Source organism: Sphingobium sp. MI1205, assembly GCF_001563285.1.
GTDB lineage: Bacteria > Pseudomonadota > Alphaproteobacteria > Sphingomonadales > Sphingomonadaceae > Sphingobium.
In genome coordinates this window covers 2,394,891-2,408,023 of sequence record NZ_CP005188.1, presented here as the reverse complement: position 1 = coordinate 2,408,023, position 13,133 = coordinate 2,394,891, and the positions used below count along the sequence as shown (strand labels likewise).

Sequence of the window (13,133 nt, the reverse complement as noted above, 5' to 3'; positions counted from 1 at the left end):
CCGCGACTTTCGAAAAATTTGTTTGAGTTGCCTGATTTTCGGGGTGGGTGTTCGTGTCTTTATCGCCTCAATTCCTTGACCAGCTGCGCGATCGGACGACGCTGTCCGCGCTGATCGGCGGGTCGATCAAAGTCGAAAAGGCGGGGCGCGAGCACAAGGCGTGCTGCCCGTTCCACAATGAGAAGACGCCCAGCTTCACCATCAACGATGACAAGGGCTTCTATCATTGCTTCGGTTGCGGCGCGCATGGCGATGCCATCCGCTGGCTGACCGACCATCGCGGGCTCGATTTCATCGACGCGGTGCGGGAGCTGGCAGAGAAGGCCGGGCTGGAAATGCCCGAGCGTTCAACCGCCGATCGCGCGCGTGTCCTGGCGCGCGAAGCGAACAGCGATGTTCTGGGGAAGGCTGCAAACTGGTATGCGCAGCAGCTCGGGCGCACGCCCGCGATCAAGCAATGGCTGATCGATCGAGGTGTCACGCTGGCCCAGATGGAGGCGTTCGGCCTTGGCCTGTCGTCCTGGCGCAACTCGGTCACAGGGTGCGGGGCCCATCCGGAAGAACTGTTGCGTATGGGCCTGACGGTCGAGCAGTACGACACCGCTGCTGGCCTTCGCCGCGATTATTTCCGTGGTCGGCTGATGGTGCCGATTCACGATGCGCGCGGCCGGGTCGTCGGCTTCGGCGCGCGCGCGCTGCCGAACCGCGAGGGGGAGACGCCCGAACCCAAATATATCAACAGCCCCGACAGCGAGACTTTCGACAAGGGCCGGCTGCTGTTCAATCATCACCGCGCCGCGCCGGCCGCGCGCGTGGCCCGCAGGCTGGCGATCGTCGAAGGCTATTTCGACGTGATCGCGATGGAGCGCGCTGAAATCGTCGAATGCGTCGCGCCGATGGGCACCGCACTTACCGAAGCGCAGCTGGAGCGCGCCTGGCGCATCCACCATCATCCGGTGCTGCTGTTCGACGGAGACGGCGCGGGGCGCAAGGCGGCGGTCAAGGCATGCGAGCGCGCCTTGCCGATGGTCGGGCCGGGCAGGATGCTGTCGGTCGCGCTGCTGCCCGAGGGCAAGGATCCCGACGATCTGGAGCGGGAAGGCGGTCGCGCGGCGATCGAGGCGGTGCTCGATGCTGCCCAGCCCATGTTCGATTTCCTCTGGCAGGTGGAGCTGGCCGCCGCCGATACCTCGACGCCTGAGGGGCGCAGCGCGCTGCGTCGCCGCCTCGGCCGTCTCGCCGCCGGCATCCAGGATGAGGAAACCCGCGCACAGTATCGCGTCGAATGGGATGCCCGCTACGCCGCTGCCTTTCCCCCGCCGCCCCCGGGGTTATCTGAAGAAGAGATGCTTCCGAATGGAAGTGTGGCGGCCTTCTCTACATTGCCGGGGGAGGTGGGGGCGCGGCTGAAACGACTGAGCCAGCTGTGGCTGCGGCGGAGCGCCGAGCATTGCCCCATCACAGCCAAGGCGATCTGCCGCTGGGCATGGGAGCTTGGGCGGCGCGTCGATTATGGGCTGCTCACCGTCGAGGAGGCGCAGCCGGAAATCGACCGGCTCGTCGATGCACTGGCGCAGGCGGAGGAGGTCAGCAGCACCGACAGCGGTGATGATGTCGTGCGCGCATTTGCCGCTGGTGAGCAGCGCGGCTTCGATCCGGGGCCAACGCTGCTGGATTTCCAGTGCGCCGGGTTCGAGCGAACCGACCTTGGCAATGCCGAGCGCTTCCACGCGCGCTTCGGGCGCGACTATCTCTACACCACGGCCAAGGGCTGGCTGGGCTGGGATCAGCGCCGCTACCAGGTGCTCAACCAGGAAAAGGATGTCACGCCGTCTGAAGTGCAGGCGGGTGTGTTCGAGACCATCCGCGCCATCCAGCGCGAGGCGGCGGTCATTCGCGACAGCGGCGTGCGGCGTCCAGATATCCTCGACGAACTGGATGACAGCGCGAGCAAGTTCGACCTGGTGCAATGGAATATCTGGGTCGATCAGGGCCAGCCCGAGCATGGCCTTGACATGGTCGTCGATGTCAAAAAGGGGCAGACGGTCATGCTGTCCGACCTGATCGGCCGCTGGGGCCGTGCCTCGGAAGCGTCGGGGCGGCTGAGCTGCATTCCCAATCTGGTGAAGCGCTGGCTGACGGTCGAGCTGACATCGTTCGATACCAACCCGATGGTGCTCAACTGCCAGAATGGCACGCTGCATTTCCTGCGCGCTGATGATGAAGGCCCGGATCGCGTCGAGCTGCGTCCGCATGATCGCGCCGACCTGCTGACGAAGATTACGGCGTGCGACTATGATCCGGGGGCGGAAGCGCCCGAATGGCAGAAGCTGGTCCGCTGGGCGCAGCCGAACAAGGATCGTCGCCGATATCTGCGCCAGTGGGGCGGTTATAACCTTACCGGCGAGATGGGGGAGCAAATCTTCCATATCTGGTGGGGGCCGACGGCCGCGAACGGCAAGTCGACCGTGGGCAACGCGATGCGTGAGGCCACGGGCGACTATGGCGACATCACCAATGTCGACACGTTCATGAACGACGGGCCGAAGAAGCGCGGCGACCAGGCCACGCCCGATATCGTCCGCCTGCCCGGCGTTCGCTTCCTCACCTCTGGCGAGCCGGAAAAGGGTGCGAAGATCAACGAGGCGCTAATCAACAGTGTTACCGGCGGCGACCCGATGCTGGCGCGCGACAATTTCCGTTCCTTCTTCCGGTTCACGCCCTCGTTCAAATGGACGCTCTGGTGCAACGCCAAGCCGGACATTCCGCAGGGAACCGAAGGCATCTGGCGGCGCGTGAAGGTGCTGCTGTGGGAATCGCACCTGGAGCCGCACGAGCGCGACCGGGGGCTGCCCGATCGGCTGAAGAAGGAATATCCCGGCATCCTCGCATGGATGGTGCGGGGGCTGATCGACTGGATGGAGAACGGCTTTGTCGAGCCGGACGATGTGAAGCGCCAGTCCGAAGCCTATCGCGATGACAGCGACCCTCTGGCCAGCTTCCTGCGTATGTGCACGGTCGAGGATCCTGCCGCGCGCGTCCAGTCGTCGCATCTCTATGAGGTCTTCTGCGCCTGGGCCAAGGCGGCGGGCGAGGTCGAATGGAAGCAGAAGGGCTTCAGCAAGGCCATGAAGGACCGGGGCTTCGACAACAAACAGTCGAACGGCATGCAATGGTTGGGGCTGAAGCTGGTCAAGCAGAAGCATGATTTCGTGGATGAGCACGGCAATGTCGTGACGTTCCGCGATGACAGCCCGCCTCCGACCGACGACGCGCCTCCAGTCGATCATGGCGACGGCGTCGGTCCACCTGATGACGACGACGATTACGTGCCCTTCTAGCGGGCGCGCAGCAGTTCACGATGCTTCCATTTGGAAGGGTGGCGGAAGCATCGCCGGAAGGAAGAAAGGGCGGATTTGTGCGGGTTTGGAAGGATTGGAAGGTTTGACGAAACTCTATGGCGCGCATGTGCGTGTGCGCGCAGGCATGCATGAACATAGATTATCAACAACCCTTCCAATCCTTCCAAATAATCATTTGAGGTAGAAAGAAATGAGAAAGAACAAAGGCTTGGCGGTGGAAGTGTGGGGCGCTCGTCGCTTCCTCCTCCCTTCCGCCACTGGAAGGGAGCGCAGCGCATGGTGATGGTCATTCGTTCGGGTGCCCTGCCGGGGCACCGCAGCACGCGGGAACAGGACTTCGCGCCGCTGGCTCGCCCCTGGGAGCGGACCGGATCGGTCGATGTCGAGCAGCTGGCCATCTGGTCCTATCGTGACCAGAAGGTCGATCGGTTCGCCACAACGGGCCTGCACGCTATCGAGATACAGGCATCGGGCATGGAGGCGGGCGGGCGCTCGGCCGATGGGTGCGCGGCCATTGCCGACATCAACCACATGGGCTGCCGGATCGACTATTCCGGTCGCATCGTGAAGGACACGGTGCATCGCGCCGCTGAGGTCGTGGCCGCGCTGCTGGCGGGTATCGAGCATGGCCGCATGGTCGCCTTCCACGCGCGCCTCGGTGGCCGTCCTGATGGCTGGGAAGAGCCTTCGCACTGGTATCGGGCGACGGTGTGGGTGAAGCCCTGGCAGGACGCGCAGGTGGAGCGCACGGGTCGGGGCACGTCGCCGACCTTCTGCAGTGTGATCCCGACGGTGACGCGCGAAGAGTTGGCGCGGCGTCGACTGGACTATCTCCACTGGTGGGGCGCACTGGACGCGCTGGCGTGGCAGCTGTCGATGCGCTCGCTCGGCTTCACGGTGCGGCCGCCTTCGGCACCGCAGGCGCCTTGGGAAGCCGCAGGCGAGGGCGACGCCTGATGCAATCGGTTCGCACCTTTCCGATTTCGCTTGACCTCGGGCGAGGGGCCTCGACCCCCACCCCCCCTTGGGTCCTCCCAGCGCCTCCAGAGCGGTTGCGGTGCGGCAGCGCGGTCCGCGCGTGGCGCAGAAATGGCGGATTTCCTTGGGTTTTTGATTGTTGTTTTGGACTGAACGTAAGAAAATTACGCGACTAGGGCATAGGCATGGCTGAGCAACCGCAAGAGCTGATCGTCAATCTGGAAGAGTTCGCTGACCTGTGCGGCGTCACCGGCGAAACGATGCGCCCCCACCTGAAGGGCGTCGAGGGCGATCCGGCTTGGTTGCTGGAGCGCGGCGATCGTGGTCGCGGCTATCGCATCGAGGCGCGCGGCGGCGTCGCCTGGTGGCGGGCGAAGCGAGACACGGAAGAGCAGCAGAGCGCGGAGCGCCGCGCCCAGCTCGCGCAGATGCGATTGGACCTCGTCGGTGACCAGGTCGAGGCTCCGGCCCAGCTGGGCATGACAGGCAAGCAACGCCGCGAGGAATATGCGGCGGCGGAAGCGGCGGCCAAATACCGCAAGATGATGGGTGAGCTGGTCGATCGGCATGAAATGGTCCACGCCCTGTCGTCGGCCGCCAGCCAGCTGAAGCGGCGCCTGCTCCAGGTGCCCGGCGAATTCGCCATCCGCGAGGGGCTGACGCCGCAGAGCGTGACGCCGCTGGAAGGAATGCTGGCCCGAGCGATCGAGGATTTTCTGCGCACCATTGCCGACGAGACGAAGATCGAGATAATTGAGGCAGGGGGTTCAGACGCCGATGCTTGAAGCCGCGCTACCAGCTCCGGCCCTAGCCAGCGCGAACGCTGTGCTGTCCGGCGCATTTGAGGCGCTGCGCTTTCCTGAAAAGGTGTCGATTTCCGAAGCGGCCCGCCGGCACCGCGTGCTGATGAACCCGGGCGCCTATTCCGGCCCGTGGGGTGACAGTCCCCATGACATGCGCTGCCTAGACCGGCCGATGGACTGTCTCCACGGTGATTCCCCTTATGCGGTCGTCGGCGTGATGGGGCCGAGCCAGACTGGCAAGTCGGAGATCGGCAATAACTGGCAGCTGCACACCATCCTTTATGACCAGGCCGACATGCTGTTCGTCGCGCCGACGCGGGACCTCACCAACAGCTATGTGACGACGCAGTTCGACAAGATGCTGGACCTCGCCGCCTATGACGATGGCCGGGCCGGGATTCTGCGCGACCGCCAGCTGGGCGGGGTGTCATCGGACAATATCAACCTCAAGCGGTTCCTCGGCTGCGATCTTCATTTTCTCTGGCCTGGCGGCCCGACCTTCCGCGCTAAGCCGTTCCCGCGCGGGCGCATGGACGACTACGAGGAATTTGCGAAGGATGTCGCCGACCAGGGCAGCGCCCTTGGTCTGATGGAAGGCCGCATGGCCAGCTTTGCCGCCTATGGGCGGACGAAGATCTATGCGAACTCCAGCCCGACGCTCGGCCGCAGCAAGGGGATCGAGGCACTGGTCGCCAGCGGCACGGATGAACGCTGGTTTGTCGACTGCCTCCAGTGCAGCTCGCCGTTCCGTCTGTCCTTCGATCATCTGCAATATGACAAGGACGGCACGCCGGAGGATGCCGCGGCGAGCGCCGCCGTCGTTTGCTTGGACTGTGGCGGTGTCCATCGGCAGTCGGACAAGCGCATGCTGGGCTCGACTGGACGGTGGGTCGGGCGCGGCGAGCGCGCGGTGTCGCTGCGGGACAGCAAGCTCGGCAAGGTGGGCGACTTGATCATGACCGATCGCGCCACCTTCCGGTTCGACGGGCTCATGGGGTTCCGTCCGTGGGCGCAGGTCGCCAAGCTTGCGCGCGAGGCCGAGATTGCCTTTGCGATCGAGCAGGATCCGGCGTCGCTGGTGTCGTTCGACAATACCGTCGTCGGGCGCAATTACGTGCCGCGCGAAGACGGCGAGCCTGCCGTTACCGAGGACGCGCTCTATACGCGGGCGCGCAACAGCTATTATCGAATGGGCGAAGTGCCTCCCGGCGTGCTCTGCCTGATCGCCACGATCGACCAGCAGGGCAATCGGTTCGAGGTCGCCGTGTGGGGCTTTGGGGCCGGATTCCGCTGTTGGCTGATCGACCGCTTCGCGGTGCTGACGACGATGGACAATGGCCGGGAACGACCGCTGCGCCCGTTCAATCGGCCGGAGGACTGGTCGGTGCTGCATGCCCGCGTGCTGTCGCGGACCTATCCTATGGCCGGTGCGCCGCAGCTCCGCATGAAGATCATGAACACGTCGATCGACACGGGTGGCCTCGACGGCGCGACCGACAACGCCTTCGCCTGGTGGCACGCGATGGTGTCTGGCGATGTGGGGTCGGGACGGCCACCCTTACCAGCGACGGCGATCACGCTGCTGAAAGGCGGCAACAATCCGAAGGGCAGGCAGCTGCCGCCGCCGACCGTCGATGCGAAGCGCCAGATTAAGGGCGCGCCCCAAGCCGAATTGTTCGTGCCCAATGTCAATCGTTACAAGGATATTGCCGACGTTCGTCTGAAGCGGACGGAGGAAGGTCCGGGCTTCATCGCCTTCCCGAACAATCTACCGCAGGCCGACGACGGCTCATTCCCCTATCTGGCCGAGCTGCGGGCCGAGCACAACGTCAACGGCCAATGGACCCGTGAGCCGCATCGCGCGAACGAGACATGGGATCTCTATATTCAAGCGTGCGCGGTAGTGACCCGCTTCGGCGGCAATGACGCCAGCTTCGCCTGGGTACCGGAATGGGCTCGGCCGCCAAAGGATGCGCCGCGCAAGTTGATGCCAGAGCCGCAGCCTGATCCTGTTGAGCTGGGCCGCGAAGAGCCGCCGATGCAAGTGCCGATGGGTCCTCGTCCGTCATCCAGAAATGCGCGGCCACGCCGGTCGGTGCGTGTGTCGCGCGGTTAGACGGCAGCCGCTTCGACGCCGGTGCCGCAATAGCGGCACTTGATGGCTTCCACCTTGATGAATTCAGCGCAGGCCGGGCACTTCCGCATCTTCGCAGTGCGCGTGATCCCCGTGGGGGACGGCGGACCTTGGCCGATAAGCGCCAGCAGAAGAATGGCAAAAATTCCGAACATCGCGCCGAGGAAGCCCCATAGAACAGGTTCGCGGTCACGCGCTTGCGCCATCTTCACGCACACCACAATCGAACCCAGCCATATGACAAAAGAAACAATAGGCCCACGCCAACCCCCGACCCTGTTCATGGCCGGAATGTATGCCGGTTGCCGTTCCTCGTCCATAGCCTCATCGCGGGTGTCCTGACCGGCTCTTGTGTCATGGCGGACCAAGGATCGCACCACTCATATCTCCGCTGATTTTATTAGTCGCCTACTATACCGATACTTGCCATCCTGCCCTTCTACCCCTGCTCCGGCTCGGAAACTTGACGGCCAAATCGTTTATTTGACATAGGCCAGAAGGTCAGAAGAGCTGTGCACGAACAGACCCGCCCCCGGCGCCCGGAGGCGGGTCTTTTTGTGCGCTCATTCCGGGAGATCGTCATGGCCCTCACACAGGCGGAGATCGAGCAACTGCAAGCTCGGCTTGCCGCCTATCTCGAAGCCGAAGCCGCCGTGCTCCGGAACCAGTCCTACAAGATGCCAGATGGGCGCGAGCTGACGCGCGCCTCGCTCGCTGAAATCCGCAAGGGAATTGATTCCCTCCGCAATGACATCGCCAACGCCAGCGGCGCGCCGATCGTGCGCGGCCGCATGCGTCGTGGCGTGATGGTAGGGCGCTGAGGGATGCACGTGCGCCAGAATTTCTTTGACCGCATGGTCGCCGCGGTGTCGCCGGAACGCGGTGCGCGCCGCTTTGCAGCTCGGGCTGCGCTGACGGCGGCCACGTCGATGACGGCAGGCTTGCCGATCAGCCCCGGCGGTCAGGTCACGGGACAGGGGGGTTATTATGGCGGGCAGTCGGACCGGCGGCAGACGCGGGGCTGGGCTGCAAAGCTGCGCACGCCCAATCAGGACGCAGCGAAGCGCGACACGCTGATTGCGCGGTCGCGCCACGCGGCCATGAACATCCCGCTGGGAACGGCGGCGGTTGAGCGTCCGATCGACTTCACAGTCGGCTCTGGCCTTATGGCGATTCCGGAGATTGACGGGGCGGCAGTCGGCCTTTCGGATGAAGACGCTGCGGCGCTCAACCGGCAGATCGCCAAGGACTATGACGATTACATGTCGTCGACCGATCCCGACGCGGAGCGGGGAACGACCGGATACGGCCTGCAGGAAATCGTTATGCGCGGCGTCCTGGAGTCCGGCGACATCGTGCCGCTGCGCTGCTGGGCCGACGATCAGCTGGGCCGCACGCATTTCACCGCGTGGAAGCTGGTCGAGGCGGACTGGATCGTTTCGCCGCTGGGGCATGTCGAAGGCAAGCCGTTGAACAGCACCGGCAATGTCTGCACCGATGGCGTCGAGGTCGACGGCTATAACGCACCCGTCGCGGTGCATGTGCTGAAAAAGGCGCCCGATGGAGCGTTCGGTGGACGCTATGCTCGCACGGCGGGTGATACGGTCCGCATTCCGATTTGGGGCGAGAAGAGCGGCTTGCCCAGCGCCGTGCTGATCATGTCGAAGCGGCGCGGCGGGCAGACGCGGGGCATTCCGGTTCTGGCGCCCGTTCTGGAGATCCTGCGCCAGGTGTCCGACCTCACCGACGCGGAACTGTTCGCGGCCGTGATGACCGCGATGCTTGCCATCGTTTACAAGTCCCCCGGCGCCGGCAGTATGCCCGAGGCCGATTATGGCGCCGAAAGCGAAGAAGCCCGCATGGTGTCGGGCGGCGGCGCCTATACTGGTGACGGCAGCGATCGTGGCGGCAACATCCGCATGGAAGCCGGGTCGGTACTGGAAATCGACAGCGAGTCCGAAGTTGATGTGAAATCGCCAGGTCGGCCCAATCCCGCGTTCGATCCTTTCTTTCTCGGCATGGTCCGGCAGCTCTCGGCCGCGACCAAGGTGCCCTATGAAATCCTGCTGCTGCACTTCACCGCGAGCTATTCGGCAAGCCGGGGCGCGCTGGAGGTGTTCTACCTGACCTATGTCATGCCCAAGCGGGAATGGCTGTCGTCGATGTGGTGTCAGGTCGGCTATTCATGCTGGCTGCACGAGCAGGTCGTGCGGGGCGTCTACAAAATGCCAGGCTTCCTTACCAATGCGACGCGGCGCGTTGCATGGTCGCGGGCGCGCCATAGGGGTGATGGCAAGATCACGCTGGACCCGGCGCGCGAAGCGAAGGCGCTGGAAGTCTATGAGGCGCATGCCTGGTCGACCGGCGCGCAGATCACCGCCGGCCTCAATGGCGGCGACTATGACAGCAACGTCACGGTGCGGGCATCCGAGCACAAGCGGTTTGTGGATGGCGGCTTGCCGATTCCGAACGCCAAGGGCGGCGGGAATGAAACGGCGCCATCCGATCAGAAGGAAGAGCAGGAATGAGCAGCCGCGCCTTTTCGCGCGCCGCGATCACGCGGCGCTTGTTCAATGCCCCGTTGGCGGTGATGCCCGACACGGCCGCGATCGTTCTGGGCGCGATCGGCGAACGACTGGACGTAGGGCAGCTGTTCGTCGCCAGCGACGGGAGCTCCATGACCTTGCCCCAGCTTTCCGAACTGGCGGCCGACGAGCGCACGAAGATCGAGGCGCGGTCGCGCACCGATCGGGTTGCACCGACGCGGCCCGCTGCCGATCTGATGATGGTGTATGCTGGTATTGCGCACATTGATATACGCGGTGAGCTGGTGGCCGAGAATGGCATCGGCCCCGTCTCGGGCTTCACGGGCTATGACGGCATCTGTGCACAGGTCGCATCAGCCGACGCCGACCCCGATGTGCGCGGGCTGATCTATGACATTGACTGCCCCGGCGGTGAGGTTGCGAGCCTTTTCGAATGCGTGCAGCAGCTGATGGCTCGGCGCGGCACGAAGCCGACCCGCGCGATCATTCGGGGCGTCGGATGCAGTGCAGCCTACGCCATCGCCTGCTGCGCCGATGATGTGACAGTGCATGAGCTGGGCTATGCCGGATCGATCGGCGTCATCATGATGCATGTCGATTTCAGCCAGCGCCTGGCAAACGATGGCATCAAGGTAACGCTCATCGCGCAGGGCGCACACAAGGCCGACGGCAACCCGTTCGAGCCGCTGCCCGATGAGGTCAAGGCCCGTTACGAAACGCTGATCGCCACCAGCTATGATCGCTTCGTCGCCCATGTCGCCACCGCGCGCGGGCTGGATGAGAAGGCGGTGCGGGCACAGCAGAGCCGGGTCTATCAGGGCGAGGAGGCTGTGCAGGCGGGCCTCGCGGACAAGGTCATGAGCTGGGCCGATTCCATGGCGGAATTTTCCGAGCAAGTGAATGGCGGCGGATTGAACGGACGGGCCGCCCGTCCCGCGCCCGGTGCGCGAACGATGAAGGGAAGCGTTATGACCACTCAAACTGCCGCACCGGCGGACGACACGCCCGTGCACACTCAGGCGCAGCTGGATGCCGCTGTCGCCACGGCTTCGGCGAACGCGTCGGCTGCCGCCACCACGGCTGAACGTGAACGCATCACTGCGCTCGCCGAGCTGGACAGCGACAGCACGATCAGCGCATCGCTGTCGAAGGCCATGACGGAAGGCACCAGCGCGGGCGATTACGCGATCGGGCTGGCGCAGGCTGCGAAGGCTGCAACCGCGACCGCTTTGGAAGCGGCGAAGTCGGACGCGGTCAAGACGGACGCACTGCCGAGCGGTGGCGAGGCGCGCGGCACCGGGACAGGCGAGAAGGGCAATCGCGGTGAGGCCGCGGTGGCTCGTTTCCGCGGCAAGATCCCTGGTCTCCCCGCGAAGGCCGGCTGAGCGGCCGATCATCACCGGGGCTTGCCCCATTGGAGCATCGCAGGGCGGTCCGATGGGCCGCCCTTTTTCGTGAAGGGAATGCATCATGGCTTATGAACAGGCCGATTATTCGCAAGAAACGCCCTACAGCCCGAAGCATCTGCTTGCCTCCGGCCCCTACACCACGCGCAAGGTAACGATCCTGTCCGGTCAGAACCTGGTGGCCGGCGCGGTGATCGGCGCCATTGCGCTGGGCGCCGTCACCGTCACCCCCGGTGCGGCGGTCTCCGCTACCCCGGCGGGCACCCCTGGCAACGGCTCGATTGGCACGGTTACGTCCGACGCCGGGGCACAGGAGGGCACGTATCAGGTTGTCATCATCGAGCCAGCGGCTAATGGCGGCACCTACGAAGTCACCCTGCCCGACGGTACTGTCGATGGGACCGGCGTGATTGGCCAGGCCTATAACGGCTCGATCAACTTCACGCTCGCCGATGGATCGACCGACTTCGTTGCTGGCGACCGGATCCCCGTGGTGGTCGATTATGCGACCGGGTCGGGGAAGTACAAGCTCTCGCTCGCCGCAGCGGTCGACGGGTCGGAAACCCCCGATATGGTGCTGGCTTATGATTGCGACGCCAGCGGCGGCGATACCGAAGCCATCGCTTATGAGACCGCCAATGTGGTGGCGGGCGCGCTGACGCTCGGCACCGGCCACACGGTTGCCAGCATCCGCGAGGGTCTGCGCCTGAAGGGTATCCTGATCGACGACTGATCGCGTCACCCACCATCAACCGGGCCCACCGGGTCGCACCCCGGCTTCCGCGTGAAGCCGGGGTTTATTTTCATGGAAGGTAGAGCAAATGCCCGACGCACTTTACGGCACCGAAGAACTGCTGCCGATGATCGACTCCCTCTTCATCCCCGGCAATTTCCTGATGAAGATCGCTTTCCCCGGACTGCTGGAATTCGACACCGAACAGGTGTCGATGGACCGCGTGCTGGACGACCTGCGCCTCGCGCCGCTGGTGTCGCCCTATTCGCCGGGCAAAGTCCAGCAGCCGCGCGGCTTTCAGAAGGAGTCGATAGTCCCGGCCTATGTGAAGCCCCGCAACCCGGTGCCCGCGAGCCAGGTGATGAAGCGCATCGCCGGCGAGAAGCCTTGGGGCGAACTAAGCGCGGCCGAGCGCCACGAGCTGATCATATTCGACCTGCTCAACGGCCATCGCCGGAAGATCGACCGTCGCGTCGAATGGATGGCGGCATCGGTCTTGAAGACCGGCACGCTGGTGCTGTCGAGCGCCGACTATCCGGCCACAACGGTCGATTATCAGCGCAGCGCTGGCCTCACCAAGACCCTGCTGACCAGCGATCGTTGGGGCGAAACCGGCGTCTCGCCCTATGACGATGTCGACGACTGGATCAACGAGGTCGGTGAAGAATCGGGCGGCGCGGTCAATATCGTCGTCATGGACCGTAAGGCATGGGCGCTCTACATCGCCGATCCCAAGGCGCAGAAGGCGCTCGACAAGACGCTCGGTCAGACCAGCGTCGCCTATGAATTGGGCCTCACTGTCCAGCTGCCGGGTTCGCCGGTGTTCAAGGGCCGCGACGGCAACATCGAATTCTATGTCTATAACGACAAGTTCGAGAATGACTCCGGCTCGATCGAGGCTCTGCTCCCCGACTATACCGTCATCCTGGTCAGCCAGGGCGGCGTTGAGGGGGTAACCGCGTTCGGCCTCATCCAAGATGCGCGCAACCAATATGGCAAGGGCGCCTATTTCTCGAAGAACTGGATCGACGACAACACCGGCGCCGAGCTGCTGGAAAGCGCGTCGGCACCCATTCCGGTGCCGAAGCGCATCAACGCGACGCTCTGCGCTACGGTCCGATAAGGCGGCATCCTCTCCGTCGCCAAACCTGTGGCCGCCGCCCTGCACGGT

General features: G+C 64.4%; 10 protein-coding genes. 9 read left to right on the top strand and 1 reads right to left on the bottom strand.

Annotated elements, in window-relative coordinates; translation table 11 throughout:
• The first annotated feature begins 53 nt into the window (after positions 1–53).
• The 4 genes from dnaG to K663_RS11690 all read left to right on the top strand — a co-directional run bounded on the left by dnaG (position 54) and on the right by K663_RS11690 (position 7,259).
• Positions 54–3,341: a DNA primase gene (dnaG, locus tag K663_RS11705; RefSeq protein WP_158511173.1), complete on the top strand. Its 3,288-nt coding sequence runs from the start codon at positions 54–56 to the stop codon at positions 3,339–3,341.
• A gap of 297 nt (positions 3,342–3,638) precedes the next feature.
• Positions 3,639–4,319: a hypothetical protein gene (locus K663_RS11700; protein ID WP_062117670.1), complete on the top strand. Its 681-nt coding sequence runs from the start codon at positions 3,639–3,641 to the stop codon at positions 4,317–4,319.
• Positions 4,320–4,525: 206 nt separating this feature from the next.
• Positions 4,526–5,125, top strand: a complete 600-nt coding sequence (locus tag K663_RS11695; RefSeq protein ID WP_062117668.1) for a hypothetical protein — start codon at positions 4,526–4,528, stop codon at positions 5,123–5,125.
• Positions 5,118–7,259 (top strand): terminase gpA endonuclease subunit, encoded by a 2,142-nt coding sequence (locus K663_RS11690; protein WP_062117666.1) that lies wholly within the window; start codon positions 5,118–5,120, stop codon positions 7,257–7,259. Before K663_RS11695 ends, K663_RS11690 begins: the two co-directional genes overlap by 8 nt.
• Here the strand turns inward: K663_RS11690 and K663_RS11685 are convergent.
• Positions 7,256–7,597: a zinc ribbon domain-containing protein gene (locus K663_RS11685; RefSeq protein ID WP_062117663.1), complete on the bottom strand. Its 342-nt coding sequence runs from the start codon at positions 7,595–7,597 to the stop codon at positions 7,256–7,258. The genes K663_RS11690 and K663_RS11685 overlap by 4 nt on opposite strands.
• 261 nt (positions 7,598–7,858) lie before the next feature.
• Here K663_RS11685 and K663_RS11680 point away from each other — a divergent pair, with 261 nt between their 5' ends.
• The 5 genes from K663_RS11680 (at position 7,859) to K663_RS11660 (ending at position 13,085) form a co-directional block, all read left to right on the top strand.
• On the top strand, positions 7,859–8,098 hold the full coding sequence (locus K663_RS11680) for a hypothetical protein (protein ID WP_062117659.1): 240 nt from the start codon (positions 7,859–7,861) through the stop codon (positions 8,096–8,098).
• Between the two features lie 3 nt (positions 8,099–8,101).
• A complete protein-coding gene (locus K663_RS11675; protein WP_062117656.1) occupies positions 8,102–9,805 on the top strand; it encodes a phage portal protein in 1,704 nt (567 codons plus the stop codon).
• Positions 9,802–11,208, top strand: a complete 1,407-nt coding sequence (locus K663_RS11670) for a S49 family peptidase (RefSeq protein ID WP_062117653.1) — start codon at positions 9,802–9,804, stop codon at positions 11,206–11,208. The genes K663_RS11675 and K663_RS11670 overlap by 4 nt, the downstream gene beginning before the upstream one ends.
• A gap of 85 nt (positions 11,209–11,293) precedes the next feature.
• Entirely contained in the window at positions 11,294–11,962 is a 669-nt protein-coding gene (locus tag K663_RS11665; protein ID WP_062117650.1) for a head decoration protein, read from the top strand.
• 88 nt (positions 11,963–12,050) lie between these two features.
• The gene (locus K663_RS11660; protein ID WP_062117647.1) at positions 12,051–13,085 is read left to right on the top strand and encodes a major capsid protein; all 1,035 of its coding nucleotides are present in this window, start codon (positions 12,051–12,053) and stop codon (positions 13,083–13,085) included.
• Positions 13,086–13,133: the final 48 nt, after the last annotated feature.